Annotated in this window: 24 protein-coding genes, 2 tRNA genes and 2 pseudogenes; 14 read left to right on the top strand and 14 right to left on the bottom strand. The window is 58.1% G+C overall.

Annotated features, from left to right (window positions below):
- The first annotated feature begins 32 nt into the window (after positions 1-32).
- Together IB250_RS21095 and IB250_RS21090 are read left to right on the top strand one after the other, a co-directional pair.
- On the top strand, positions 33-809 hold the full coding sequence (locus tag IB250_RS21095) for an SDR family NAD(P)-dependent oxidoreductase (protein WP_192345470.1): 777 nt from the start codon (positions 33-35) through the stop codon (positions 807-809).
- 60 nt (positions 810-869) lie between these two features.
- The gene (locus tag IB250_RS21090; RefSeq protein WP_063342543.1) at positions 870-1,175 is read left to right on the top strand and encodes a YkgJ family cysteine cluster protein; all 306 of its coding nucleotides are present in this window, start codon (positions 870-872) and stop codon (positions 1,173-1,175) included.
- Positions 1,176-1,305: 130 nt separating this feature from the next.
- On the opposite strand, the gene IB250_RS21085 is transcribed toward IB250_RS21090, so the two are convergent.
- From IB250_RS21085 to hemA, 6 genes are all read right to left on the bottom strand, one after another.
- Positions 1,306-1,824: an acyloxyacyl hydrolase gene (locus IB250_RS21085; protein WP_192345469.1), complete on the bottom strand. Its 519-nt coding sequence runs from the start codon at positions 1,822-1,824 to the stop codon at positions 1,306-1,308.
- 120 nt (positions 1,825-1,944) lie between these two features.
- Positions 1,945-2,736 carry a glutamate racemase gene (murI, locus tag IB250_RS21080; RefSeq protein ID WP_123501310.1) on the bottom strand — a complete coding sequence of 264 codons (792 nt, stop codon included), beginning with the start codon at positions 2,734-2,736 and terminating at the stop codon, positions 1,945-1,947.
- On the bottom strand, positions 2,729-3,484 hold the full coding sequence (locus IB250_RS21075; RefSeq protein ID WP_192345468.1) for a molybdopterin-synthase adenylyltransferase MoeB: 756 nt from the start codon (positions 3,482-3,484) through the stop codon (positions 2,729-2,731). Before IB250_RS21075 ends, murI begins: the two co-directional genes overlap by 8 nt.
- Positions 3,478-4,308 carry a peptide chain release factor N(5)-glutamine methyltransferase gene (gene prmC, locus IB250_RS21070; protein WP_192345467.1) on the bottom strand — a complete coding sequence of 277 codons (831 nt, stop codon included), beginning with the start codon at positions 4,306-4,308 and terminating at the stop codon, positions 3,478-3,480. The genes IB250_RS21075 and prmC overlap by 7 nt, the downstream gene beginning before the upstream one ends.
- A complete protein-coding gene (gene prfA, locus IB250_RS21065; protein ID WP_095051167.1) occupies positions 4,309-5,391 on the bottom strand; it encodes a peptide chain release factor 1 in 1,083 nt (360 codons plus the stop codon). It abuts the gene before it with no gap.
- Complete coding sequence (hemA, locus tag IB250_RS21060) at positions 5,388-6,677, bottom strand: glutamyl-tRNA reductase (RefSeq protein ID WP_192345466.1); 1,290 nt, start codon at positions 6,675-6,677, stop codon at positions 5,388-5,390. Before hemA ends, prfA begins: the two co-directional genes overlap by 4 nt.
- 235 nt (positions 6,678-6,912) lie before the next feature.
- On the opposite strand from hemA, the gene IB250_RS21055 reads away from it, so the two are divergent.
- The 9 genes from IB250_RS21055 (at position 6,913) to IB250_RS21015 (ending at position 15,008) form a co-directional block, all read left to right on the top strand.
- Entirely contained in the window at positions 6,913-8,637 is a 1,725-nt protein-coding gene (locus IB250_RS21055; protein WP_192345465.1) for a tetratricopeptide repeat protein, read from the top strand.
- A gap of 4 nt (positions 8,638-8,641) precedes the next feature.
- Complete coding sequence (lolB, locus tag IB250_RS21050; protein WP_008074188.1) at positions 8,642-9,259, top strand: lipoprotein insertase outer membrane protein LolB; 618 nt, start codon at positions 8,642-8,644, stop codon at positions 9,257-9,259.
- Between the two features lie 2 nt (positions 9,260-9,261).
- The gene (ispE, locus tag IB250_RS21045) at positions 9,262-10,113 is read left to right on the top strand and encodes a 4-(cytidine 5'-diphospho)-2-C-methyl-D-erythritol kinase (RefSeq protein WP_192345464.1); all 852 of its coding nucleotides are present in this window, start codon (positions 9,262-9,264) and stop codon (positions 10,111-10,113) included.
- Positions 10,114-10,150: 37 nt separating this feature from the next.
- Positions 10,151-10,225 (top strand) — tRNA-Gln (locus IB250_RS21040).
- 46 nt (positions 10,226-10,271) lie between these two features.
- Complete coding sequence (locus tag IB250_RS21035; RefSeq protein ID WP_003171603.1) at positions 10,272-11,213, top strand: ribose-phosphate pyrophosphokinase; 942 nt, start codon at positions 10,272-10,274, stop codon at positions 11,211-11,213.
- Positions 11,214-11,355: 142 nt separating this feature from the next.
- Positions 11,356-11,955, top strand: coding sequence for a 50S ribosomal protein L25/general stress protein Ctc (locus IB250_RS21030; protein ID WP_123501321.1), 600 nt, complete (start codon positions 11,356-11,358; stop codon positions 11,953-11,955).
- Between the two features lie 168 nt (positions 11,956-12,123).
- A complete protein-coding gene (pth, locus tag IB250_RS21025; protein ID WP_007905795.1) occupies positions 12,124-12,708 on the top strand; it encodes an aminoacyl-tRNA hydrolase in 585 nt (194 codons plus the stop codon).
- Positions 12,709-12,731: 23 nt separating this feature from the next.
- Positions 12,732-13,832, top strand: a complete 1,101-nt coding sequence (gene ychF, locus IB250_RS21020; protein ID WP_123501323.1) for a redox-regulated ATPase YchF — start codon at positions 12,732-12,734, stop codon at positions 13,830-13,832.
- 162 nt (positions 13,833-13,994) lie between these two features.
- Complete coding sequence (locus tag IB250_RS21015) at positions 13,995-15,008, top strand: 1-aminocyclopropane-1-carboxylate deaminase (RefSeq protein WP_123501325.1); 1,014 nt, start codon at positions 13,995-13,997, stop codon at positions 15,006-15,008.
- A gap of 15 nt (positions 15,009-15,023) precedes the next feature.
- Here IB250_RS21015 and IB250_RS21010 read toward each other — a convergent pair whose 3' ends face one another.
- Entirely contained in the window at positions 15,024-16,241 is a 1,218-nt protein-coding gene (locus IB250_RS21010) for an MFS transporter (protein WP_192345463.1), read from the bottom strand.
- A 322-nt stretch (positions 16,242-16,563) separates the two neighbouring features.
- Between IB250_RS21010 and IB250_RS21005 the strand changes: the two genes are divergently transcribed.
- The 3 genes and pseudogenes from IB250_RS21005 to IB250_RS20995 all read left to right on the top strand — a co-directional run.
- Positions 16,564-18,621 carry a methyl-accepting chemotaxis protein gene (locus IB250_RS21005; RefSeq protein WP_192345462.1) on the top strand — a complete coding sequence of 686 codons (2,058 nt, stop codon included), beginning with the start codon at positions 16,564-16,566 and terminating at the stop codon, positions 18,619-18,621.
- A gap of 116 nt (positions 18,622-18,737) precedes the next feature.
- Positions 18,738-18,814 (top strand) — tRNA-Met (locus tag IB250_RS21000).
- A gap of 193 nt (positions 18,815-19,007) precedes the next feature.
- Positions 19,008-19,475, top strand: a pseudogene (locus IB250_RS20995) (tyrosine-type recombinase/integrase); the annotation flags it as partial.
- Positions 19,476-19,576: 101 nt separating this feature from the next.
- On the opposite strand, the pseudogene IB250_RS20990 reads toward IB250_RS20995, so the two are convergent.
- From IB250_RS20990 to IB250_RS20960, 7 genes and pseudogenes are all read right to left on the bottom strand, one after another.
- Positions 19,577-19,888: pseudogene (locus IB250_RS20990) on the bottom strand (integrase); the annotation flags it as partial.
- A 492-nt stretch (positions 19,889-20,380) separates the two neighbouring features.
- On the bottom strand, positions 20,381-20,812 hold the full coding sequence (locus IB250_RS20985; RefSeq protein ID WP_192345461.1) for a hypothetical protein: 432 nt from the start codon (positions 20,810-20,812) through the stop codon (positions 20,381-20,383).
- Entirely contained in the window at positions 20,793-21,560 is a 768-nt protein-coding gene (locus tag IB250_RS20980) for an SDR family NAD(P)-dependent oxidoreductase (protein WP_192345460.1), read from the bottom strand. The genes IB250_RS20985 and IB250_RS20980 overlap by 20 nt, the downstream gene beginning before the upstream one ends.
- Before the next feature lie 8 nt (positions 21,561-21,568).
- Positions 21,569-22,387 carry an SDR family NAD(P)-dependent oxidoreductase gene (locus IB250_RS20975; RefSeq protein ID WP_225603689.1) on the bottom strand — a complete coding sequence of 273 codons (819 nt, stop codon included), beginning with the start codon at positions 22,385-22,387 and terminating at the stop codon, positions 21,569-21,571.
- Positions 22,341-23,489 (bottom strand): NADH:flavin oxidoreductase, encoded by a 1,149-nt coding sequence (locus IB250_RS20970; RefSeq protein WP_192345459.1) that lies wholly within the window; start codon positions 23,487-23,489, stop codon positions 22,341-22,343. The genes IB250_RS20975 and IB250_RS20970 overlap by 47 nt, the downstream gene beginning before the upstream one ends.
- A gap of 13 nt (positions 23,490-23,502) precedes the next feature.
- Positions 23,503-24,702: an AfsA-related hotdog domain-containing protein gene (locus IB250_RS20965; RefSeq protein ID WP_192345458.1), complete on the bottom strand. Its 1,200-nt coding sequence runs from the start codon at positions 24,700-24,702 to the stop codon at positions 23,503-23,505.
- Positions 24,699-25,229, bottom strand: a complete 531-nt coding sequence (locus tag IB250_RS20960; protein WP_192345457.1) for a DUF2867 domain-containing protein — start codon at positions 25,227-25,229, stop codon at positions 24,699-24,701. Before IB250_RS20960 ends, IB250_RS20965 begins: the two co-directional genes overlap by 4 nt.
- Positions 25,230-25,235: the final 6 nt, after the last annotated feature.

The raw sequence follows: 25,235 nt of genomic DNA, 5'->3' as shown, positions 1-25,235 counted from the left end.
GGGATTGAATCAGGAAGATAAAGGAGATCGAGATGAGTCGTACACCTCCAAGGCGATACTGGTTGACCGGCGCCAGCAACGGTATTGGTGCCGCGCTGGCCGAAGAAATACTGAAAAGCGGTGCCCACCTGGCCGTCAGCTCCCGCTCATTGGCGCCCTTGAAAGCCCTGTCTCAGCGTTACCCCGGCCAAGTGTTGGTGGTTGCCGGTGATTTGACCAACAGCCAACGGGTGCGCGAAATCGGCGAGCAGATTGCCAGGCAATGGGGTTCTCTGGACACCATGATCCTCAACGCGGGCACCTGCGAATACGTCGACGCCAATCAGTTCGACTCGTCAATCATCGAGCACATCGTGCGTACCAACCTGCTTGCCAGCAGCTATTGCATCGAAGCCGCCCGGCCCTTGCTGCAGGCGGGCACTGCGCCGCATCTGGTGGGCATGGCCAGCTCGGTGACCTATCTGCCCCTGCCACGGGCCGAAGCCTATGGCGATTCAAAGCCCGGGTTGCGTCATCTTTTCGAGTCCTTGCGCATCGACGTGGCGCCGGAAAACATCGAAATGACCATAGTCCGCCCGGGACTTATCGATACCCCCCTGAGCAACGAGGTTTCACAACACCTCGATTGGTCGGCGGACAAAGCTGCGCGATACGTCTTCGACCTGCTCAAGCATCGACCACTTGAGCTCCCTTTACCGGAACTGCTCATGCCTGTCCTTTGGCCTCTGCCGCAAAATCCCGGCCAGACGGGACTGGAAATTGGCAAATGCCTGGAGCGAAACAATCCGCCAATGGAAGATCTTCCGTGAAGCCTGAGCGTCTGTCAGACCTTTCACACAGCGTGGCCCCACTGGCTTACACTGCGCGCCATGAAAACCATTCCCCATACGCAAATCGCCGAGCCGGCGGTCACCTGCTCGACCTGTGCAGCCTGCTGCTGTCAGCTTGAAGTCATGTTGATCACCGACACCGGCGTGCCCGAGCGTTTTATCGATACCGATGATTGGGGCGGGGAAGTCATGCTGCGACTGGATGACGGCTGGTGCGCCGCGCTGGATCGCGACAGCATGATGTGCACCATCTACGAAAAACGTCCGCTGATTTGCCGGGAATTCGAAATGGGCGCACCGGAATGCATCACCGAACGCCAGGGGATTGCGACGGCGTATCGGTGACGTCCAGATCACCTGATACCAATGTGGGAGCGAGCCTGCTCGCGACGACGGAGTAACATTCAACATCAATGTTGACCATTAAACCGCAATCGCGAGCAGGCTCGCTCCCACATTGACTTGTGCAGACTGCTTACAACGGCATCGTGTAATGCAGCGAGTAACTCTCTACGCCATCGTTCGGGCTGCTGATGCCGGCATTGGAATAGTGCGTGGCGCGAATCCCGACTTCATGTCCGCCGGTAAAGCGCAGACCAAACCCGAAACGATCTTCGAACTGAAAGGCCCCGCCAAGTTTGTTGTCTTCGACTTCAGTGTTGGCAAACACCGCGATACCGATACCCGCTTCAACGTAGGGTTTGATGGTTTGACCGGCAAACTCGTACACCAGCACCGGCGAGAATGACAAACTGTGATTGCTCGACGTTTCATCGCCCTCCCAGTAGGTGTAAGCGCCGCTCCAGTAGCCGGTCAAGCGACCGATATCACTCTGCAACCAGCTCTTGTCCCAGTCGAATTGCATGCCCAGTCGGTAGGTCATGGTCGAATCGCTGGTCTGGCCGACCCCGAATTCCACCCCCGCTGCCTGCGCGGTAAAACTGTGCCCCATCAATGCGGTCGCAATCGCGGCCAAGCAGAATAGTCGCTTCATTAGAAACATCCTTTTCCGAACAATTTCGTATGGTTATTATGCTGCCCAACAGACAAAGCTATAGAAGTTGAAGCTTGATCAGAAGTTCAGCTCAATTATTCGTGTCATCTCTTTTTTTATCTACAAGTCGAAGCTTTGCACAACACCCGTCGAATGCCACAAAACCGGCAAGATATTTCTGAAATGTTCCGGATCCGCACTCGTCCAGAACCGGGCAGCGCGAGCAGGCCCCTCGGCCAGCAACTCACGCTCTGCCAACAATCGTTGAAGCTGCCGGGCCACAGCGGCACCGGTATCGATCAGGCTGATGTTCTGGGGGAGCAACTGCTTAAGCAGAGGCTTTAGGAAAGGATAATGCGTGCAGCCAAGAATGATTGTGTCTGCACCTTCAGCCAGCAGCGGATCGACATACCCTTGCAGCAACTGACGCAATGCCTCGCTGTGCAAATCGCCATTTTCAATCAGCTCCACCAGCCCTGGGCATGGCTGGGTGATGACTCGCACATCGGCGGCGAAACGGTCGAGCAAGGCGGCGAACTTCGCACTCTGTAAAGTGCCGGTGGTGGCGAGTACGCCAACGACACCACTACGCGTCGCCGCAGCCGCCGGTTTGACCGCAGGCTCCATGCCGACGATGGGCCACTCGGGGAAATCGCGACGCAAGTCCGCAACACCCGCGACGGTCGCGGTATTGCAAGCGAGCACCAGCGCCTTGGCGCCCTGCTGCTGAAAGAACTGCGCCATGACACTGCAACGCTGACGGATGAATGCCGGGGATTTCTCACCGTAGGGAATGTTCCCGCAATCGCCGAGGTACAACAGAGATTCATTGGGCAGCAACTGCTGGATCTCGGCCAGCACGGAGAGGCCACCGACGCCGGAATCGAATACAGCAATCGGCGCTTCACGCATGGCTTGACCCGCAGACGCTACAGACTGGATCACGCTTGACCCGCAATTCACGGAAGCGCGTGCCCAAGGCATCGATCAATAACAGGCGTCCCACCAGCGGTTCGCCGAACCCCACCAGCAATTTCAACGCTTCGAGGGCTTGCAGGCTACCGACCAGGCCCACCAGCGGACCGAGTACGCCGGCCTCGCTGCAAGTCAACTCGGCTTCGCTGCCGTGCCCGTATAAACAGTGGTAGCACGGGCTTTCCGGACGACGGGAGTCGAAGACCGACAATTGCCCTTCCAGCCGAATCGCCGCGCCGCTGACCAGCGGTTTGCGCGTCGCCACACACGCGGCGTTGACCGCTTCGCGGGTGGAAAAATTATCAGAACAGTCCAGCACCAGATCCACCGCCGCAACGGCCGCCGCCAGGGAATCTTCATCGAGTGCGGTGTGATGGGCGATCAGTTGAATCTGGGGATTAATCGCAGTCAGGCGCCGCATCGCCGAATCGACCTTGCTCAGGCCGACGCTGTCGGTGTCGTGAACGATCTGACGTTGCAGATTGGTCAGGTCGACCGTGTCGAAGTCCGCCAGATGCAACTCACCGACACCGGCCGCAGCCAGGTACAGCGCCACCGGTGAGCCGAGACCGCCGAGGCCGACAATCAGCACACGGCTTTCCTTGAGCCGCAACTGGCCGTCGATGTCGACGTGTTGCAGCAGAATCTGCCGGCTATAGCGCAATAATTCCTGATCATTCAGCACGGCAAGCGCCCCAGACTGATGCGTTCGTGACCGCCCAGATCGGTGCGGCTATGGACTTCTTCAAAGCCGCGGGTCAGCAGCAAATCGCGCACGGCCTCGGCTTGATCGTAACCATGTTCGAGCATCAACCAGCCACCCGCCTCAAGATGATCCGGTGCCTGATCGACGATCAGACGCAAATCGTCGAGCCCATCGACGCCGGCCACCAGGGCACTGGCCGGTTCGAAGCGCACGTCACCCTGCGCCAGATGCGGATCGGTCGAAGCAATGTAGGGCGGATTGCTGATGATCAATTGAAAGCGCTGGCCTTCCAAAGCACTGAACCAATGACTGCTCAGCACCGTGGCGTTGTTCAGGTGCAGCCGCTGGCGATTGCGCTCAGCCAGAGCCACGGCTTCCAGCACGCGATCCACGGCGGTGACTTTCCAGGCCGGACGCTCGCTGGCCAGCGCCAGGGCAATGGCGCCGCTGCCGGTGCCCAGATCAAGAACCCTGGCCGGGGTCGCCGGCAACAGCTCCAACGCGGTTTCTACCAGCAGTTCGGTGTCGGGACGCGGAATCAGCGTGTGGGGCGCGACTTCCAGGTCAAGTTTCCAGAAGCCCTGCTGCCCCAGAATGTAAGCCACCGGCTCACCGCTACGGCGGCGTTGCAGGTACTCGGCAAATTTCAGTGCCGCTTCGCTCGGGACGATACGTTCAGGCCAGGTGTGCAGAAAACTGCGGGATTTACCCAAGGCAGCCGCCAGCAGCAGTTCGGCATCCAGACGCGCGGTGGGCGAGTCGGGCAAATCAGCGGCGCGCAACAAACTGGCAATGATCGTCATTTACTCACCTATCGCTGCCAATTGGTCGGCCTGATATTCGGCCAGCAACGGTTCGATCACCGCATCCACGCCACCGGCGAGAATTTCGTCGAGCGAATACAGCGTCAGGTTGACCCGATGGTCGGTGACCCGGCCCTGGGCAAAGTTATAGGTGCGAATACGCTCGGAACGGTCACCGGAACCTACCAGTAATTTACGCTCGCTCGCGATAGCGTTCGCGGCGGCGCTGGTCTGCTGGTCGTTGAGCTTGGCCGACAGCCAGGACATCGCCCGGGCGCGGTTCTTGTGCTGGGAACGCTCTTCCTGGCACTCGACGACAATACCGGACGGCAAGTGCGTGATACGGATTGCCGAATCGGTCTTGTTGACGTGCTGACCACCGGCACCGGAGGAGCGATAGGTGTCGACCCGCAGGTCTGCCGGGTTGATCTCGATCGCTTCCTGCTCGTCCGGCTCGGGCAACACGGCCACGGTGCAGGCCGAGGTGTGGATGCGGCCTTGGGATTCAGTGGCCGGAACCCGCTGTACGCGGTGCGCGCCGGATTCGAACTTTAGCTTGCCGTAGACATTCTCGCCTTCGACCCGAGCAATGACTTCTTTATAGCCGCCGTGTTCGCCTTCGTTCTCCGACAGAATCTCTACCCGCCAACCACGTCGCTCGGCATAACGCGAATACATGCGGAACAGGTCACCGGAGAAAATCGCCGCTTCGTCACCGCCGGTGCCGGCACGGATTTCGAGGAATACGTTGCGTCCGTCGTTCGGATCCTTGGGCAGCAGCATGCGTTGCAGTTGGGCTTCGATTTCGATCAGTTGCTCTTTGGCTTCGCGAACTTCTTCCACGGCCATTTCGCGCATGTCCGGATCGCTGTCCTTGAGCAGCGCCTGAGCCCCTTCGAGGTCACCCTGCACTTTAAGCAGCTGTTTATAGGTGCCAACGATCGGCTCGACTTCCGCGTATTCCTTGGAATAGGTACGGAACTTGTTCTGATCGGAAATGACCTCGCCGTCGCCAAGCAGGGCGGTCAATTCCTCGAAACGGTCCTGGAGGATGTCCAGCTTATTGAGCAGTGACGCTTTCATTGCGGTTTCTTATCCGAAAAGCTATCCGATGAGCCCTCACCGAGGGCAAAGAGTTCCTGGGCCATGGCCAGCGCATCGAGGCGGCCTTCGGCAGAGAGCTTTTTCAACTGCACGCTCGGTGCATGCAAGAGTTTATTGGTCAGGCTGCGGGCCAGTTGCACCAGCACGTCTTCGGCGCTGCTGCCATTGGCGAGCATGCGCTGAGCTTTAAGCAATTCTTCGTCACGCATGCGCTCGCTTTGTTGACGATAGGCCTTGAGCACATCTACCGCCGCCAGTTCGCGCAGGCGAACCATGAAATCTTCGGCACCGATCGACACCATCTCTTCCGCGGCCTGGGCTGCGCCCTGACGGCTCTTGAGGTTTTCGGCGACCACTTCGTGGAGATCGTCGACGCTATAGAGGTATACGTCGTCCAACTCGCCGACTTCCGGTTCGATATCCCGAGGGACAGCGATATCCACCATGAAAATCGGCTTGTGCTTGCGCAATTTCAAGGCACTTTCCACCGCGCCTTTACCGAGAATCGGCAACTGGCTAGCGGTGGAACTGATGACGATGTCGCTGCGCACCAGTTCTGCCGGGATGTCCGAGAGCAGCACTGCGTGGGCGCCGAACTGTTCGGCCAGAATGCTCGCGCGCTCCAGGGTGCGGTTGGCGACCACGATTCGCTTGACCCCCAGCTCATGCAGATGGCGGGCGACCAGGGTGATGGTCTCACCGGCGCCAATCAACAAAGCCTGGCTGCGTTGCAAATCACTGAAAATCTGTTTCGCCAGGCTGACCGCGGCAAACGCTACGGATACCGGGTTTTCGCCGATGGCGGTGTCGGTTCGCACCTGTTTGGCCGCATTGAATGTGGCCTGGAACAGCCGTCCGAGCAGCGGACCGATGGTGCCGGCCTCGCGAGCAACAGCGTAGGCCGATTTCATCTGACCGAGAATCTGCGGTTCGCCCAACACCAGCGAGTCGAGCCCGGAGGCAACCCGCATCATGTGACGAACTGCCGCATCATCTTCATGCACATAAGCGCTCGCGCGCAGCTCATCGAGGCTCAAATGATGATAATCGGCCAGCCAGCGCAATATGATGTCAGCCGAAAGGTGATCCTGTTCTATATACAGTTCACTGCGATTGCAGGTGGAGAGGATCGCAGCTTCGCGGCTGTCGGTGAGTCGGCAGAGCTGCTGCAAGGCCTCAACCAGCTGCTCAGGGGTAAAGGCCACGCGCTCGCGGACGTCTACTGAAGCAGTCTTGTGGTTAATACCGAGTGCAAGGAAGGCCATTCAAGGTCGCTGATGGTGACGTGAAGCCGACAATTGTCCTACTTCGACAGAGCCAGAACAACCACTCGATATCTATCGCGCCCGCAAGAGCTGCCGAAGGCTGCGATCCGTTCTCGTTTACAAGGGCGCCGGGGCTGCGAGGATTGCCCGCGCGGGTAAATTGGCCGGGCGGTTATGTTTGGCTCAAGGCTTGTGTCATGATGATCCGACCGCAGGTTAGTCGTCCTTTTCCTATATGAATAGATCTTCCGCGTTGCTCCTCGCTTTAGTCTTCCTCAGCGGCTGCCAGGCCTTGGCGCCCGTTTCATCGGACGGTACGCCGCCGGTCGAAGACAGCACTCCGGCCCCTGAAAAGCCCAAGGTTTACAGCTCGTTCAGCGAAGAAACCATCTTCAGCTTGTTGAGCGCCGAACTGGCTGGCCAGCGCAATCGTTACGACATTGCCCTGGACAACTACGTGACCCAGGCCATCAATACCCAGGATCCGGGCATCTCCGAGCGGGCATTTCGCATTGCCGAGTATCTGGGTGCCGATCAGGCTGCCCTCGACACCGCACTGGTCTGGGCAAGGAACGCCCCGGACGATCTCGAAGCGCAACGGGCGGCTGCCGTGCAACTCGCCCGCGCCGGTCGTTACGACGACTCCATGGTCTATATGGAGAAAGTCCTGCAAGGCAAGGGCGACACGCATTTCGATTTTCTCGCCCTGTCCGCAGCCGATACAGACCAGGAAACTCGCAACGGTCTGATGAAAGGTTTTGACCGCTTGCTGCAGCGCCATCCGCACAACAACCAGCTGATTTTTGGCAAGGCCTTGTTGCTGCAACAGGACGGCGATGCCAAGGGCGCCCTGACCCTGCTCGAAGACAATCCGCCGGACGAAGGCGAAATAGCGCCGATCCTGCTGCGCGCGCGCCTGCTGCAAGGGCTCAACCGTGGCGATGAAGCCTTGCCGCTGCTGCAAAAAAGCATCAAGAAGTACCCGGATGACAAACGCCTGCGCCTGACTTACGCGCGCATGCTGGTTGAACAGGATCGCATGGACGACGCCAAGGTCGAGTTCTCGAGCCTGGTGCAGCAATACCCCGAAGACGACGAATTGCGTTATTCCCTGGCACTGGTCTGCCTGGAAGCCAAAGCCTGGGACGAAGCCAAAGGCTACCTGGAAGATTTGATCGCCCGGGAAAGCCACGTCGACTCTGCTCACTTGAACCTGGGGCGCATTGCGGAAGAGCGTAACGACCCGCAGGGCGCATTGATTGAATACGCCCAGGTCGGGCCGGGCAACGATTACCTGCCGGCGCAATTGCGTCTTGCCGATATTCTGATGAACAACGGCAAGACCGCCGAAGCCCAAAGCCGTCTGGCAGCGGAGCGCGGCGAGCAACCTGATTACGCGATCCAGTTGTATCTGATCGAAGCCGAAACCTTGTCCGCCAACAAACAGGGCGACAAGGCCTGGAAAGTCTTGCAGCAAGCCCTGCAGCAATACCCGGACGATCTGAATCTGCTGTATACCCGGGCCATGCTGGCAGAAAAACGTAATGACCTGGCGCAGATGGAAAAAGATCTGCGACTGATCATCAAGCGCGATCCGAACAACGCGATGGCGTTGAACGCCCTCGGCTACACCCTGTCCGACCGCACCACACGCTACGCCGAAGCCAAGGCCTTGATCGAACAGGCACACCAGATCACCCCTGAAGACCCGGCCGTCCTGGACAGCCTCGGATGGGTCAATTTCCGCTTGGGCAACCTCGATGAAGCCGAGCGCTATTTGCGCCAGGCGCTGGAGCGCTTCCCCGATCAGGAAGTTGCCGCGCACCTGGGCGAAGTCCTGTGGGCCAACGGCAAACAACGCGAAGCCAAGCAAATCTGGAGCAAGTTCCTCAAGGAACAACCCGACAGCCCTACCCTGCGTGGCACCATCAAACGCCTGACCGGATCAGAGACTCTTTAAAATTATGTTTTTGCGCCACCTCATTATTTTCAGCTTCATCGCCCTGCTCGCCGGTTGCGCGGGCTTCGTTGCCCGCGAATCGGTCCAGGGTCAAGGCAACAAGGCCCAATGGCGCGAGCACAAACAGCAACTGACCGGCCTCGATGGCTGGCAGATCAACGGCAAAATCGGCATCCGCGCGCCAAAAGATTCGGGCAGCGGCACGTTGTTCTGGCTGCAACGCCAGGATTACTACGACATCCGCCTTTCCGGTCCTCTGGGTCGGGGCGCGGCCCGTTTGACCGGTCGTCCGGGCAAAGTCTCGCTGGAAGTGGCCAATCAGGGCCGCTATGACGCGCCGACCCCGGAAGCTCTGGTTGAAGAACAACTGGGCTGGAAATTGCCGGTATCCCATCTGGCATGGTGGGTTCGCGGGCTCCCGGCCCCGGACAGCAAAAGTCGCCTGACCCTCGACGTCGACAGTCGTCTGGCCAATCTCGAACAGGATGGCTGGCAGGTCGAGTACCTCAGTTATGCCGAGCAAAACGGCTACTGGCTGCCCGAGCGGATCAAACTGCATGGCACCGACCTTGATGTCACGCTGGTGATCAAGGAATGGCAACCACGCAAACTGGGGCAGTGAACATGACTGCGCCACGCCTGACATTGCCTTCGCCCGCCAAGCTCAACTTGATGCTGCACATCCTCGGTCGTCGCGAAGACGGTTACCACGAGTTGCAGACGATTTTTCAGTTCCTCGATTACGGCGATGAAATCACCTTCGCCGTTCGCGACGATGGCGTGATTCGGTTGCACACCGAATTCGCCGACGTCCCTCACGACAGCAACCTGATCGTCAAAGCCGCAAAAAAACTTCAGGCGCAATCCGGTTGTTCGCTGGGTGCCGACATCTGGATCGAAAAAATCCTGCCCATGGGCGGTGGAATCGGTGGCGGCAGTTCGAATGCGGCAACCACGTTGCTGGGCCTCAATCATCTTTGGCAACTGGGTTGGGATGAGGATCGACTGGCCGCGCTGGGCCTTACGCTTGGCGCCGACGTCCCGGTTTTCGTGCGCGGTCACGCGGCTTTCGCCGAGGGCGTGGGGGAAAAACTCACCCCTGTAGAGCCCGAAGAACCGTGGTATCTCGTACTGGTGCCGCAAGTATCTGTAAGTACAGCAGAAATTTTTTCAGATCCACTGTTGACACGTAACACTCCTCCCATTAAAGTGCGCCCCGTTCCCAAGGGAAACAGTCGAAATGACTGCTTGCCGGTGGTAGCAATGCGTTATCCAGATGTACGTAACGCATTGAATTTGCTAGGTAAATTTACCGAAGCAAAACTCACCGGAACTGGAAGTTGTGTGTTTGGGGGCTTCCCAAGCAAAGCTGAAGCTGATAAAGTCTCGGCCCTTCTGACAGAGACCCTTACAGGGTTTGTAGCAAAAGGAAGCAACGTTTCGATGTTGCATCGCAAGCTGCAAAGTCTGCTCTAACAGGAATCGGGTACTGGGTACTCGTTGCAACAGATACAGGGGCGTCGCCAAGCGGTAAGGCAGCAGGTTTTGATCCTGCCATGCGTTGGTTCGAATCCAGCCGCCCCTGCCATTTTTCTATACTCATCCAGGTTACCCTCAGCCTTCAGGTACTGCGCGTGTCCAAGATGATGGTCTTTACGGGGAACGCTAACCCCGATCTGGCTCGGCGTGTTGTACGTCAGCTGCATATCCCTCTCGGTGACATCTCTGTCGGTAAGTTCTCCGACGGCGAAATTACTGCCGAGATCAATGAAAACGTTCGCGGTAAAGACGTTTTCATTATTCAGCCGACTTGCGCTCCGACCAACGATAACCTGATGGAACTGGTAGTGATGGCTGATGCCTTCCGCCGCTCCTCGGCTACTCGTATCACTGCTGTTATTCCTTACTTTGGTTATGCCCGTCAGGATCGCCGTCCGCGTTCCGCACGTGTGGCTATCAGCGCGAAAGTTGTTGCTGACATGCTTACCGTAGTCGGCATCGACCGTGTTCTCACGGTTGATTTGCATGCTGACCAGATTCAGGGCTTCTTCGATATTCCGGTAGATAACATCTACGGCTCCCCGGTACTGGTGGATGACATTGAAGATCAGCGCTTCGAAAACCTGATGATCGTGTCCCCGGACATTGGTGGCGTCGTGCGTGCACGGGCTGTTGCCAAATCCCTGGGCGTGGATCTCGGGATCATCGACAAACGCCGTGAGAAAGCCAATCACTCTGAAGTGATGCATATCATCGGTGATGTCGAAGGGCGTACCTGTATTCTGGTCGATGACATGGTCGATACCGCCGGCACTCTGTGCCACGCGGCCAAGGCCTTGAAAGAGCATGGCGCTGCCAAGGTTTTCGCCTACTGCACGCACCCTGTGCTGTCGGGTCGGGCGATCGAAAACATTGAAAATTCCGTGCTGGACGAGTTGGTGGTAACAAATACCATCCCGCTGTCCGCTGCAGCACAAGCCTGTGCGCGTATCCGTCAACTGGATATCGCGCCGGTAGTTGCCGAGGCGGTCCGCCGCATCAGCAATGAAGAATCGATCAGCGCGATGTTCCGTTAAGGGCCCTGCCCTTTTCATTACATCTCGTTGACGAAAAGCGCCCCGCCCCGGCATTCCTGTCGGGGCGGGGCTTTTTTGCCCATATCGCCTTTAGCGCTGGTCGCAAACGCTGGGGCGAATGTGGTTATTTTGGAGATACAACATGAACGATTTTACTCTGAATGCTGAAGTGCGTTCCGACCTGGGGAAAGGTGCGAGCCGCCGCCTGCGTCGTCTCGCAAGCCTGGTTCCAGCTGTAGTTTACGGTGGCGAAAAAGCCCCTGAATCCATCAGCATGCTGGCTAAAGAAGTTGCCAAACTGCTCGAAAACGAAGCGGCTTACAGCCACATCATCGAGCTGAACGTTGGCGGCACCAAGCAAAACGTAATCATCAAAGCTCTGCAGCGTCACCCGGCCAAAGGCCACGTGATGCACGCTGACTTCGTACGCGTAGTAGCTGGCCAGAAACTGACCGCTATCGTGCCTGTACACTTCGTTGGCGAAGCTGCTCCGATCAAGAAAGGCGGCGAAATTTCGCACGTTGTTTCTGAAATCGAAGTTTCGTGCCTGCCGAAAGACCTGCCTGAATTCATCGAAGTTGACCTGGCTGATGCCGAAGTCGGCGCGATCATTCACCTGTCTGACCTCAAAGCCCCTAAAGGCGTTGAGTTTGTTGCTCTGGCTCACGGTAACGACCTGGCTGTTGCCAACGTTCACGCTCCACGTGTTGCTCCAGAAGCTACTGAAGGCGCAGCAGAGTAATTTCACTCTGTTCGCCGGAGTGACCGGAACATCGCGGACTAGAGCGTAGCGAGAAAGCGGGCGAGAACGCGGAGTTTACATAATGGTAAATGAGCATTTGTCGTCCACTTTCGCCGCACACACTGGTTGCGGCGTTGTTATCCACCACTCCAAGGAAGGGCCCCTATTGTGACTGCCATCAAACTGATCGTTGGCCTGGGAAATCCAGGCGCTGAATACGAACAGACCCGGCATAACGCAGGGGCCCTTTTTGTTGAGCGCATCGCGCACGCGCAGGGTGTCAACCTTGTGGCCGATCGCAAATATTTCGGCCTGACCGGGCGCTATTCGCATCAGGGTCAGGATGTTCGTCTGCTGATTCCCACCACCTACATGAACCGCAGCGGCCAGGCCGTCGCGGCACTTGCCGGCTTCTTCCGCATCAAGCCTGAAGAAATCCTGGTGGCGCATGACGAACTCGATCTGCCTCCGGGCGTTGCCAAGCTCAAACAGGGCGGCGGCCATGGCGGTCACAACGGGTTGCGCGACATCATCGCGCAACTGGGCAATCAGAATACCTTTCACCGCTTGCGGCTTGGCATTGGCCACCCGGGCGTTGCCAGTATGGTTTCAAATTTCGTCCTGGGTCGTGCGCCACGCGCCGAACAGGAAAAACTCGATGCCAGCATCGACTTTGCCCTCGGCGTGCTGCCGGATATCCTCGCCGGCGAATGGAACCGCGCGATGAAAAACCTGCACAGCCAGAAGGCCTGACTCTAACTCCTCGGGGAAACACCATGGGATTCAATTGCGGCATCGTCGGCCTGCCTAACGTCGGCAAGTCCACCCTGTTCAACGCCCTGACCAAATCCGGGATCGCGGCCGAGAACTTCCCCTTCTGCACCATCGAGCCGAACACCGGTATCGTGCCGATGCCGGATCCGCGTCTGGAAGCCCTGGCGGTCATCGTCAATCCCAAGCGCATCCTGCCGACTACCATGGAATTCGTCGACATCGCCGGCCTGGTTGCCGGTGCCTCGAAAGGTGAAGGCCTGGGCAACAAATTCCTCGCCAACATCCGCGAGACCGATGCTATCGCTCACGTGGTCCGCTGCTTCGAAGACGAGAACGTGATTCACGTCTCCAACAGCGTCGACCCGAAACGCGACATCGAGATCATCGACCTGGAACTGATCTTCGCCGACCTCGACAGTTGCGAGAAGCAACTGCAGAAAGTCGCCCGTAACGCCAAAGGTGGTGACAAGGACGCCGTAGTCCAGAAAGGCCTGCTGGAGCAATTGATCGCTCACTTCACCCTCGGCAAGCCAGCGCGCACGCTGATGAAGAACATGGGCGCCGACGACAAAGCGGTGATTCGTGGCTTCCATCTGCTGACCACCAAGCCGGTCATGTATATCGCCAACGTCGCTGAAGACGGTTTCGAAAACAACCCGCTGCTGGACATCGTCAAAGCCATCGCCGAAGAAGAAGGCGCCATGGTGGTTCCGGTCTGCAACAAGATCGAAGCCGAAATCGCCGAACTGGAAGACGGTGAAGAGAAAGACATGTTCCTCGAAGCCCTGGGTCTCGAAGAGCCTGGCCTGAACCGCGTAATCCGCGCTGGCTACGAAATGCTGCACCTGCAGACCTACTTCACCGCCGGTGTCGAAGAGGTCCGCGCCTGGACCGTCCGCGTCGGTGCTACCGCGCCACAAGCCGCGGGCGTGATCCACACCGACTTCGAAAAAGGCTTCATCCGCGCCGAAGTCATCGCTTACGACGACTTCATTCAGTACAAGGGCGAAGCCGGCGCCAAAGAAGCTGGTAAATGGCGCCTGGAAGGCAAGGACTACATCGTTAAAGACGGCGACGTGATGCACTTCCGTTTTAACGTGTAACAGGAACCGTGGATTTACACGGACCTCGATAGACTGAAAATCCCCGTAATCACTCGCTGATACGGGGATTTTGCTTTTTGGGATCGCGGTGCCTAACGCGCAACTCCCTCACAGGTGCTCTGCTAGACTAAAAACGGCTCCTCCCTGATCTGGAGAACCGTCATGTTGGAAAAATTTGAACGCTATCCACTCATGTTTGGCCCAACGCCGATCGAGAAACTGAATCGTCTGTCGGCATGTCTTGGTGGCAACATCGAGCTCTATGCCAAACGAGAGGATTGCAACTCCGGACTTGCGTTTGGCGGCAACAAGATCCGCAAGCTGGAATACATCATTCCCGATGCCATTGCCTCGCAGGCAGACACGCTGGTTTCCATCGGTGGCGTTCAGTCAAACCACACGCGCCAGGTCGCGGCTGTCGCTGCCAAACTCGGCATGAAGTGCCGTCTCGTTCAAGAAAGCTGGGTTCCATTCCCGGATGCGGTCTACGACCGGGTCGGGAATATCCTGATGAGCCGCGTGCTGGGAGCGGAGATTGAATTCGTCGACGAAGGTTTCGATATCGGTATCCGCGAGAGCTGGGAGCGGGCGCTGGAGGACGTCAAGGCCAAAGGAGGCAAACCGTATGCAATTCCTGCCGGTGCTTCCATGCACAAATATGGAGGTCTGGGCTATGTCGGCTTCGCCGAAGAAGTACGCGAGCAAGAAGCCAGGATGGGGATCAAATTTGATTACATCATCGTCTGCACGGTGACTGGCTCCACCCATGCGGGCATGCTGGTGGGGTTCGCCAAGGATGGTCGTGCGCGCAATGTGATTGGTATCGACGCCTCTGCCACGCCTGAGCAAACCAGGGCACAAGTATTGGCAATCGCTCAGCATACGGCGCAGCTTATCGGGCTTGGCCAGGAAATCACCGCTGACGATGTTGTCCTAAAAGAAGACTACGCCTATCCGGCCTACGGTATTCCATCAGAAGAAACCAACGCAGCCATCCGTTTGTGCGCTCGCATGGAAGGCATGATGACGGATCCGGTCTATGAGGGAAAATCCATGCAAGGCCTCATTGATCTCGTCCGCCAGGGGTTTTTCCCGACTGGGTCGAAGGTACTTTATGCACATCTTGGCGGGGTACCAGCGATTAACGCGTATAGCTATATCTATCGAAACGGCTGACTTTGCCGGTCCGCCTCAGACTTTTTTGGTTCGTGGCAGAAAGATCGCCAACACCCCCAGCAGCGGCAAGAACGAGCACAGGAAGTACACATATTCAATGCCGTGAATATCCGCCAGATGCCCAAGCAATGCCGCGCCAATCCCGCCGAAACCGAACATCAGGCCGAAGAACACCCCGGCAATCATTCCGACGTTCCCTGGCACCAGCTCCTGGGCATACACCACAATGGCCGAGAACGCCGAGGCGAGGATGAAACCGATCACCACGCTGAGGATGCTGGTCCAGAACAGGTCTACATGGGGCAGCAGCAGCGTGAACGGTGCGACGCCAAGGATCGAGAACCAGATTACCGCCTTGCGCCCGATCTTGTCGCCGATCGGCCCGCCGAAGAAGGTCCCAGCCGCTACTGCACCGAGAAACAGGAACAGATGCAGCTGCGAGCTGGCCACCGACAGGTCGAATTTTTCAATCAGGTAGAACGTGAAGTAACTGGTCAGGCTGGCCATGTAGAAGTACTTGGAAAACACCAGAAGCCCGAGCACTACCAGTGCGCTGATCACCCGTCGTTTCGACAGGCCATGAGTCGCTGCCTGACCTTGTTTGAGCTTGAACAGATTCAGATGGTTGGCGTACCAGCGACTGATCCGATACAGCACGAACAGCGCAAACAGCGCGAACAATCCGAACCAGGCCACATGACCCTGACCGTAGGGAATGATGATCGCCGCCGCCAGCAACGGCCCGAAGGCCGAGCCCGCATTACCACCGACCTGAAACGTCGACTGCGCCAAGCCGAAACGCCCACCCGAAGCCAATCGCGCCACCCGAGAAGCTTCCGGGTGAAAGGTCGATGAACCGACACCGATCAACCCCGCCGCCAGCAGAATCATCGGAAAACTTCCGACCACCGACATCATCAGAATGCCGATCAATGTGCACACGGTACCGGCCGGCAACAGCCAGGGCTTGGGATGACGATCCGTGTGGTAACCGACCCATGGTTGCAACAGCGAGGCCGTCAGTTGAAAAGTCAGGGTGATCAGGCCGATCTGGGTGAAGGTCAGGCCATAGCTGGCCTTGAGCATCGGATAGATCGACGGCAATACCGCCTGAATCAGGTCGTTGATCAAATGCGCCAGCGCCACCGCGCCGATGATGCGCATGACCAGCGGACTGCTTTGTGAAGTGGCGGGCGCCGACGTCGCGGCGGACTGAACGTTGCTGATAGCCATGAGAGTTTCCGTACTGCGGATGGGTGCGCACTGGCAGGTCGGTCAATGTGCCATTTTTCGGTGCGGTTGCGCCATCCCCTTAGCCTGCTAACGACCTTAATAAAAGGTGATAGCGCAACGCCATGGTCTGAATCTTGCCTTGCTTATCCGCTTCAACGCGGCCCCTTACAAAGGGGACCGAGAATGGGAAGTTTCGCTACAGAGTCGGCCTACAGAGCGGACCAAGGGTGAACTTTCGAGGCCTTTTAGAAGGGCACAAGTCGCGGTCGCAATGACCTCGACGCACGCCAATGGTGCGTGGTGTCCAGAGGAGTCATGGGGCATGCAGGCTTTTTTATCACCGGGGATCGGGCTGCTGGGGCGATTCGGTTTCGCGCGTAAATTTCAGCTGCTGTTTCTGCTGTTTATCCTGCCACTTGCAGGCAGCCTGTGGATGATCGGCCAGGACTATCGTGACAAGTTGAGCCTGATCTCTGGCGAACGCGCCGGCGTTCGGCAATTGCTCGCCCTCGATGCGCTCGACAACCTGCTCGCCGCCCAGCGTGACCGCGCCGCTCGTTGGCGCGCCACCGAAACCAATCGCCAACCGACACCCGCAACCATCGCGGCGATGGCAGCGTTCGACGCGGTTCAGCCGGCCGTCGCCCAAGCCATTACGGACTTGGGCAATACCCTGAAAACCGAAGGCGCCGAGGGTCAAACCCTCACCCGCTATCAGGCTCTGCAAACCGCCCTCACCGGCCTGGACTCGAAAAGCCTGAGCAACGTCGGTTGGTGGCCAGACGGTTACGATCGCTTCACCCATGCCTTGAGTGCTCTGCAAGCCTTGCGCGAACAAATTGCCATGGACACTCGCCTGACCCTCGCGCCGTGGCTGGAAACCTGGCTGCTGACGCAGATTTCCACTCAACACGCACCGGACCTGATCGAACGGGTCGGGCGTCTCGCCGCGGTCGGTCAGGCATCCGTGGTATCCGGGCAGTTCACCCTGCAAAGCCGCCTGCAACTGCGGGACTTGCGCAGTCGCATCGGCGATGCGCGGGAGCAGCTTGTTAAAACAGCTGGCCTGCTGGAAACACGCCTGCCCAGCGCACTGCAAACCTGGGCCGGGCAATACCACGACAGCCTCAAGCACCTGGACGCCGGTTTGAAAGTGCTGGACGAGGGCGTCTTCGGCGGCAGCATCAACCTCAAGCCGGAAGACTTTGAACGCAGCCTCGACGCCCTCCTCAGCGACCTCGCCTCGTTGCGTCAGCAATCGTTGGTTTCTCTGGATCTACGGCTGGATTATTACCACGGCTCGGCCATCCGCCAGTTCATTCTGGTGGCGATAATTTTTGGCTGCCTGCTGCTGGCCGCGCTGTACCTGTTTATCTGTCTGCAGGCTTCAATCCGTCGCAGCGCCAGTGGCATCACACTCCTGGCCGAAGCACTGCGTGACGGCAACCTGAGCTTGCAAGTACCGGTGCAGGGCCGCGACGAACTGGCGGCGATCAGCACCGCCTTGAATGTCGCCGTGGTGCAACTGCGCAACAGTCTGTTGGGGGTCGATCACGAAACCCTGCAACTGAGCAACGCGGTGCGCGCACTCAACGATCACTCCAGCGGCGCTCTAGGCGAAGTCGAGGCTCAGCAGTTGCAGATCAGTCAGATCGCCGCTGCGGCCACGCAATTGGCGGCGACCTCGCAAGGGGTCGCCCAGAGTTGCGAACAGGCCTCAGGCAGCGCTCAGCACACCCAGCGCATCGCCGCCGACAGCAGCCGTGACAGCCAACGCACGACAGCAAGTATTCAGCAGCTCAATCAGCGTTTGAACGATACCGCAGCGGCACTGGGACGGGTCAGCGAGCAAGGGCAGCAGATTCAATTGGTGGTCGATACCATTCGAGGCGTCGCCGAGCAGACCAACCTGCTGGCCCTCAACGCCGCCATCGAGGCCGCACGGGCCGGCGAGCAAGGTCGTGGTTTTGCCGTAGTGGCCGATGAAGTGCGCAGCCTGTCGCAACGCACCCAGGCCTCCACTGCGCAAATCGCCGGCACCGTTGACAGCCTGCGCAGCACCGTCAACGAAGCCGTAAGCTTGATGGAAGCCGCCTGCGGCCAGGCCCAAACGGATGCGCAAGCCGTCACCGGTCTCGGCGAGCGCCTGGGGGAAATCGCCAGCGCGGTGCAGAGCGTCACCGACACCCTGGCGCAGATCGCCACCGCTGTCGAAGAGCAAGCGAGCACCGCCGATGAAGTCAGCGGCAACATCCAGCAAGTCGATCAGGCTGCGGTACGCTTACTTGAAGGCGCACGGGCGGTGAACCTGGCTGCGGACACCTTGAGCCAGGGCAGCAAGGCCTTGAGTGCGAATACCGGGAGATTTCAGCTCGGTTGACGCCATCCCATGGCCCGATTTTTCGGGTCAGCGGGATAAGCGGTTGAAAGTGTGGAGAAATATTTTAAATTTACGCTTGACGCATCTTCGTTCCAGGTGAATAATGCGCGCCACTTGGCTACATAGCTCAGTTGGTTAGAGCATAGCATTCATAATGCTGGGGTCCGGGGTTCAAGTCCCTGTGTAGCCACCAAGTACCGATTTATAGAGATCCACAGATGTCTATAAATCACCTCAAGAAGCCCGCCTAGTGCGGGCTTTCTTGTATCTGGAAGTCCATCCTGATCTACCCGTATCTTTCACATCGTGTATGCCTCCATGCATGCTTCAATAAAAATTGAACTGGAGGCATACATGGATGAAGCGCAGCGATATCAAACGCCGTCCCCTCTCCGCAGAAATCGTGGGAGTTGCGCTATAAGAAGCCCGACGGTAAATGGTCGTGGCTCGGGCTTGGCGGTTATCCGGAAGTCAGCGGCGCCCTTGCCCGGCAAAAAGCTGCCGAATTAAGAGCGGATGCAGCAGAAGGCAAGAATCCGATAGCCGCCAAGAAAGCTAGAAAAGCTGCGAAAGTAAAAGCAGCAAACGACACCTTTGAAGCCTTGGCTCGTGAATGGCATACGTCTCGCTTGGGTGGCTGGGATGTCGGCACAGCGAAAAGAGTACTTGGAGCCTTGGAACGCCACGTGTTCCCTCTTGTTGGAAAACGTCCTTATGTCTCCATCATGTCGATGGAATGGATGGATCTTTTGAGAGGGCTCGAACGTCAGGGAATCCTAGAACAGATGAGTCGTGTGAGGGCTTACTGCAAAGACATCTACGACCTGGCTCGCGTAACCGGCAGGGCGATGAACAAATCGTGCATGCTTTTCTGTCTGCCTGATATGCCGCTGCCGTGTGGCATGCGCACCTTTGAGCACGGGACTCAGAAACAATGCCATATCGAACTCGAACTTCATCGCCGGCCTCCGATGTAGGCACTCACCACATCGATGCGGCTATGTCCCAACTCGTGGCTGAGCTGCTGACGGGCGTGCTGATCAAGCTCCAGATCTTCTCGATGAACACGACCGCCATTGATGGGCGCAGGGAAGCCGGTCAGTTGCTCATAGCGCTCACAGGCGTACGCCGCACGCAGCTCATGAAAGCCTTTCAATCCCTACTCATGCAGGAGGTCCCGTGCCGGTCGCACAACTGATTGCATAAAGTCTTTGTAGCTCTCGTTGGGTGCTAACAGGTTCCGACTGCCCTTGGGTGAGGTAGTCGGGTCCGTGGTGATCAGCCGGGGTGCAGAGAGTTCCGCTTCGAGCGTCGCGCCGCTTGCGGAGTCGGGTTCGGCAGGGTTGATACGCTGCGCCTGTCGAGATATAAGCCCGCATGGCCTTGGGTGCCCAGCGCCGAGGCCGAGAATTCCGCCCAGTGCCTGGACCGGATAAGGCTCGGCCTCAGGATTCGACTCGATTAACGGTCGAGGGGCTCGTGGTAGTTCAAGCTTCGGATCTAACTGCTGCATGGCCCTCTCCTCGGTGATTGCTGGCTGTCCTCACGTACTCCCGCCAGGCCGATTGTCACGAGGAGAATTGCGGCAATGCTCTGTACGACGGGGCTTGCAGCAGTGGTACGAGCGCCCGTCTCTTTCCAGAAGAAAGAGACGGGCGTAATGATGAGCCATCGAACCAGGTCCCAGCGCATCGAACGCCATCCTCTGTCATCGGGCGGAATTCATTGCCCCATGGTGTTCGGAACCAAAAGGAATTACTTAGTAATGATAAGTATTAGTGGGTTTGGCGACGTTGCGCTCGAATAATCTGTGGGAAAACTCCAGTACCGCCAACACCAGTTGAACGGCACCCAGCACCAGTAAGAAAGGCGAAGCGCCACCGCTGACGGCCAATACCTGCAGTACCACTACGATCACGCGCAGCAAGGCGCTGAGACGGGCGTGTTCGCACGTGGGGGCTCGCCAACGCACAAAGCCCCACACAAGGTATGCCCAGGCGCCGATGTTGAGCAGGAACATGGCCGTGGGGTCGAGCGTCGAGAAGCGGCTGTCGAAGCCCAGTTGATGATCGAGCCATTGGATCAGTGAATAGGCCCAGACGGACACCATCGGCAAGGCAAATGGAGCCATTGCAAGAATGTCGTATACAGCGCCGACGCGTACGATTTTCTCATGTGTGGATTGGGTCATTGCGAGTCTCCTCCTGGAGTGGCTGGTTCAACAAGTCGCGAATTTCCTGGAACTCCCCCGATTTCAGTCCATTACGATGGCGCTCGGCCAAGACTTGGACGATATGCCCAGCGCGGGACTCGGCGTCGACGATGTAGCCGGGAACTGTCGCTCGTTGCCGCAGCGCGACAAGATCGCTGAAACGTTCATCCGCCGCCATGATGGTCCGCGCCACAGTCGTCTGGACGTTGCAGAGCCCCAGAACTGCAAAGAATGTGTGTGGGTTTTCCAATTGATAGATTTTTGCCAGAGCGTTCAACGCCGCCTTGGATACCGAATATGAGAGCATCCCGGCACGTTGGCGCAGTGCCGAAATCGATGATGAGAAGACCACAGTGCTGGGGGGCTGCGTCGCACTCAGCATAATGTCCAGGACCATTTTCACGGCGCCCAGGTTTAGCGCCAAGACGCTATTGAACTCCTGCATCGAGGTCTGCGTGGCCAGTTGGGGCGCGCTGCCGAACCTTCCCGCATTCAGGTAGACGGTCTCTACCGGGGTAGGGGTGCGCGATAGCAACGCCTGCAAGATTGCCGGCGCGCGCTCGATATCGGTCAAATCGCACCGCAGGAAGTGGAAGTGCTCCTGTGGCGGGATATTGGCCGCAGGATTTCGTGACACCGCGAGCACCTCGTCGCCCCTGGCCAGGTGATAGCGGGCCAGAGCGTTGCCGATACCGGTGCTTACACCGGTGATCAATATGCTAGCCATGATTGCCCCTAGAATTTGCCGATGTGATAGCCGCCATCGGCGCTGAGCACCGTGCCGGTGATGTAGCTGGATCTCTTGCTCAGCAAAAACACGATCGCGTCGGCGATTTCCTCTGGCTGGGCAAAGCGCTTCATGGCCGTCACGTCACGCTTGCGCTGAGTGTTTTCCGGATGGGCAGCCAGCCGTTCCGGAGAGTTCATACCTCCCAGTGTCGGCCCGGGGGCTACGGCGTTGACACGCACGGCAAAGCAGGATTCGCTGTCGCAGGCATTCTCCATGGCGGCGACCTGCGTCAAGGCATTGAGCGCTGTCTTGCTGGCGACGTAGGCCGCCTGATTGGCCATAGGCATCACGCCAGCGCACGAGGACACATTGACGATCGCTCCATCGGGGTACTGGCTGATCAATGCCAGTTCTTTTTGCAGGCAGTAAAGGGGGCCGTTCAGGTTGGTGTGGATGACCCTGTTCCAGTCCTGCGGTTGGACTGTCGCGATCGGCGCGTAGGGGGCGGTAATGCCTGCATTGTTGATTGCGTAGTGCAAGCGATCAACCTCGCCAGCCACCGTCGCGAATGCCTCAGCTACTGAAGTTTCCGACGCTACATCGCAAAAGATGAACTGCGCCGAAGCACCCAGTATCTCCAGAGCGGCGGCGGCCTTTTGCTGGTTCCTGCTCATGAGGAACAGCCGCGCGCCCGCTCCGGCCAGTTGCTTTGCCACCGCCAGGCCGATGCCGCTTGCACCGCCGGTGATGACGATGTTCTTGTCTTGAAATTCCATGTTATTGATTCCCGTAATGGATGTGAGCGGGACGCTTGTAATGCTCATTCACACAGCAATACACCCGCTCGAGTTGCGGATTGCTCTTGTCCCGAAAGCAGTTACCGTCAAACCGGCATTGCTGGACCTGATCTTCATGACCGGCGAGTGACTTGCTGATCAGGTCGTTATCTGCAAAAAGGGCTCGGCTCATGCCGATCAGATCGCAGTGACCAAGCCGCAGTTGATCTTCTGCTTCTTGCAGGGAGCCAATGAAACCGGCATAGCCGACCGGGAGCGAGGTGAACGACTTGATCAGGCGTACCCCTTCGACGAACTGTCGCTGAATCGTCGGATGGGCAGAAAGCATGTAGCGGAAGGTTTCCTTGATGGTGATCGAGCACATGATTGCCGACGTCCCGGCGTCCGCCAGGGCCGCCACGACGTCCTCGAGCAGTTCCGGTTGCTGCCCTTTCGCGCCCAGACAATCATCGATGCCCAGGCGCACGGAAACCTCCAGGTCTCCAGCGGTAACCCTGTGAATGCGGTCGATGACTTCCAACAGGAACCGCGCTCGCTTGAGCGGGCTGCCGCCATAGGCGTCACGACGATGGTTGGTCCAGGGCGACAGAAAACTGCTCAGCAGATAGCCGTTGGATGCCTGAAGCTGGACCATCCTGGCGCCGGCCTGTCTGGCACGCAGAGCCGCTTGGGCAAACTGATCGCAGACAGCGTCGATGTCCTCGACACTCATCTCTACCAATAGATCGGCGCCGCTGCTGCCAGATAACGCACTGCGGCTCGGGCAAAGCAGCGGCTGGCCGCTGATCTGCGTGCCACCTTGGGCTCCGTAATGCTGAAGTTGCACCACCACCGGACAGTCCCGCTGGTGGCCGTACTCCACCAGCGGCGCGAGCTTTTCCATGTTGGCATCGCTGTGCAGGCACAGGCCACGCGCATGCAGACGCGTGGAGGGCGCTATGGAGGAGTTGCCCAGCACCACCATGGCGCAGCCACCATCGATCACATGTTGATAGAAAGTGAGCATTTCTTCGGACAGCGAACCGTCCGAGGTGGCCAGGTCGATGCCCATCGGGGCGAAATACAACCGGTTTTTCAGCGAAACGCTCTGACCGATCACCAGTGGGCGTTGTGACATCTCATAGCTCATGGGCGCACGATCCTCATGCCACGATTTGCTCGTGGGCGAGAGTGGCAGGCGAAGAGGCAGCAGCCCATTGCATCTGCCCGGCAAAGAAGCAGTGGCACTTGATCGTTTCACGGAGCTCGCGGGCCTGGTCCTTGGACAGCTTGCCGAACACCAGCACCCGCTGATCGGATTCGCTGGTGGAGCAGGTCGAAGCAACTGGCAGGCTGAGGAAACCACCCCCTTCGATGTAGAGCGATACAGTACTGACCGTGCTCCAATCGATGGCCCCGGCTTGATGAGTCACCAGCACTCCCAGTACCGAGAGCAGGCTCAGCCTGGCTTGCAACACGCTATCGGCGTGATGCACGAGGATGTTCTTGGGCAAGCGATCAGAGGGGGCAAACCAATGATCCTGAGGGTAGTTCAACGAACGCATGCGTTTGAACAGCGGTAACTTGATCACTGCGCCTTGCAGCCAAAGACGCGACACCAGCCGACCGTTCTGATAGAAGTTCGCGCACTTGTCGATGGACTTGGGTTGTGATCGCTTGAGGCCCTTGGCCTGCTGCACCACGATTTCGACTTCATAGGCCGATTCGGTGTAGGCATTGAAGGAAATGCGCAAGTCTTCGATGGAAATGGAAACTGCGCCGCGCTGGTGTCCCAAGTAGTTGTAGATATAGTGGTACATGGCTTGCCTGGCCACTTCGATCAACATCAGGCCCGGCACATGTTCGTGCTGCTTGTTGTAGAAGTAGTAATTCTTGGTGTCGTTGATCAACAGATAAGACCCCTGCCTGGCCTTATCCCACTGCGCGAGCGCTTCAAGGCATTCGATCATGCGTAATACCTGGTCGGACGGTATCTCGGCATCACCGCCCTGAAAATGCTGGGCCAGGTAGCGTTGGGCCTGCTGGGGAATGAATTCAGCCGTGAGGATGAAGTGGTCGCCGCACTCGGTATAGAAATCGGTCAGGCGGATCTCGAAGGTGGAGAGTGTGCTCGCCTGTTCCGCGCTGATGGTCAAGGGCAGATAGCGCAGCACATACTGGCCATCTTGCGCACGATACAGTTCCTTGAACAGGGCCTGATCCTGCGCGTTGCCAGCCAGTATTTCGGCACCGATCGGAGCACTGAGAAAACTGGGCAGAATCAGCCTTGGTCGAGCGATCAGGACATCCTTGGGTGTGTCTTTGTGCAACAGATGAGGGTCAATCGAGTCTGCGCTGTTCATGAGTTGCGATCTCCAAGTGAGCGAGTTGGGGAATGTAGGGGGAGATGGGACAGCAAAAGCTTGATGATGACCCCATGTACCGGCGCCACCGGCAGCATGTACAGGCGGCCGAAAGTATTGAAGGTCTTGACGGAGGTGGTGATATGCAGGCAACGCGGTTGCGTGAGTGCTGCATCGATCGAGACCATGACCGCCAGATGGGTATCGCGTGAGGTCAGTACCAGCTTCTGTGCGCTGATGGCCTCGACGGTGAAGAAATCGAGCTTTTCGCCAACCGCCGGGACGCACTGTGGTGTGACGCCCGAGAACCCGCCGATCCTCTCGACGTGAAAGTGCCGCGAGATGCTGTCGCGCAGCCTGAACGCGCCTCTGAGCCAGGCGGGCGTCGCGGCCGTCATCAGGCAGTACAGTTCGAATACCGTGGCTTCGGTGTCGATGATCGCGCTGGCCGAATGCAGAAAACCCAGCTCATGGTGCGCGGCCACCAGGCTGGCGCACTGGGGGATCTGGTCGTTTGGCGTCTTCATGATTGA

Source organism: Pseudomonas sp. PDM09, assembly GCF_014852305.1.
Taxonomy (GTDB): domain Bacteria; phylum Pseudomonadota; class Gammaproteobacteria; order Pseudomonadales; family Pseudomonadaceae; genus Aquipseudomonas.
This window is presented reverse-complemented; position numbering and strand designations above follow the sequence as displayed.

Coding starts and splice junctions, on each gene's coding strand:
- IB250_RS21095 (WP_192345470.1), top strand. CDS start 33: ATGAGTCGTACACCTCCAAGGCGATACTGGTTGACCGGCGCCAGCAAC.
- IB250_RS21090 (WP_063342543.1), top strand. CDS start 870: ATGAAAACCATTCCCCATACGCAAATCGCCGAGCCGGCGGTCACCTGC.
- IB250_RS21085 (WP_192345469.1), bottom strand. CDS start 1,824: ATGAAGCGACTATTCTGCTTGGCCGCGATTGCGACCGCATTGATGGGG.
- murI (WP_123501310.1), bottom strand. CDS start 2,736: ATGCGTGAAGCGCCGATTGCTGTATTCGATTCCGGCGTCGGTGGCCTC.
- prmC (WP_192345467.1), bottom strand. CDS start 4,308: ATGACGATCATTGCCAGTTTGTTGCGCGCCGCTGATTTGCCCGACTCG.
- prfA (WP_095051167.1), bottom strand. CDS start 5,391: ATGAAAGCGTCACTGCTCAATAAGCTGGACATCCTCCAGGACCGTTTC.
- hemA (WP_192345466.1), bottom strand. CDS start 6,677: ATGGCCTTCCTTGCACTCGGTATTAACCACAAGACTGCTTCAGTAGAC.
- IB250_RS21055 (WP_192345465.1), top strand. CDS start 6,913: ATGAATAGATCTTCCGCGTTGCTCCTCGCTTTAGTCTTCCTCAGCGGC.
- lolB (WP_008074188.1), top strand. CDS start 8,642: ATGTTTTTGCGCCACCTCATTATTTTCAGCTTCATCGCCCTGCTCGCC.
- ispE (WP_192345464.1), top strand. CDS start 9,262: ATGACTGCGCCACGCCTGACATTGCCTTCGCCCGCCAAGCTCAACTTG.
- IB250_RS21030 (WP_123501321.1), top strand. CDS start 11,356: ATGAACGATTTTACTCTGAATGCTGAAGTGCGTTCCGACCTGGGGAAA.
- ychF (WP_123501323.1), top strand. CDS start 12,732: ATGGGATTCAATTGCGGCATCGTCGGCCTGCCTAACGTCGGCAAGTCC.
- IB250_RS21015 (WP_123501325.1), top strand. CDS start 13,995: ATGTTGGAAAAATTTGAACGCTATCCACTCATGTTTGGCCCAACGCCG.
- IB250_RS21010 (WP_192345463.1), bottom strand. CDS start 16,241: ATGGCTATCAGCAACGTTCAGTCCGCCGCGACGTCGGCGCCCGCCACT.
- IB250_RS21005 (WP_192345462.1), top strand. CDS start 16,564: ATGCAGGCTTTTTTATCACCGGGGATCGGGCTGCTGGGGCGATTCGGT.
- IB250_RS20985 (WP_192345461.1), bottom strand. CDS start 20,812: ATGACCCAATCCACACATGAGAAAATCGTACGCGTCGGCGCTGTATAC.
- IB250_RS20980 (WP_192345460.1), bottom strand. CDS start 21,560: ATGGCTAGCATATTGATCACCGGTGTAAGCACCGGTATCGGCAACGCT.
- IB250_RS20975 (WP_225603689.1), bottom strand. CDS start 22,387: ATGAGCATTACAAGCGTCCCGCTCACATCCATTACGGGAATCAATAAC.
- IB250_RS20970 (WP_192345459.1), bottom strand. CDS start 23,489: ATGAGCTATGAGATGTCACAACGCCCACTGGTGATCGGTCAGAGCGTT.
- IB250_RS20965 (WP_192345458.1), bottom strand. CDS start 24,702: ATGAACAGCGCAGACTCGATTGACCCTCATCTGTTGCACAAAGACACA.
- IB250_RS20960 (WP_192345457.1), bottom strand. CDS start 25,229: ATGAAGACGCCAAACGACCAGATCCCCCAGTGCGCCAGCCTGGTGGCC.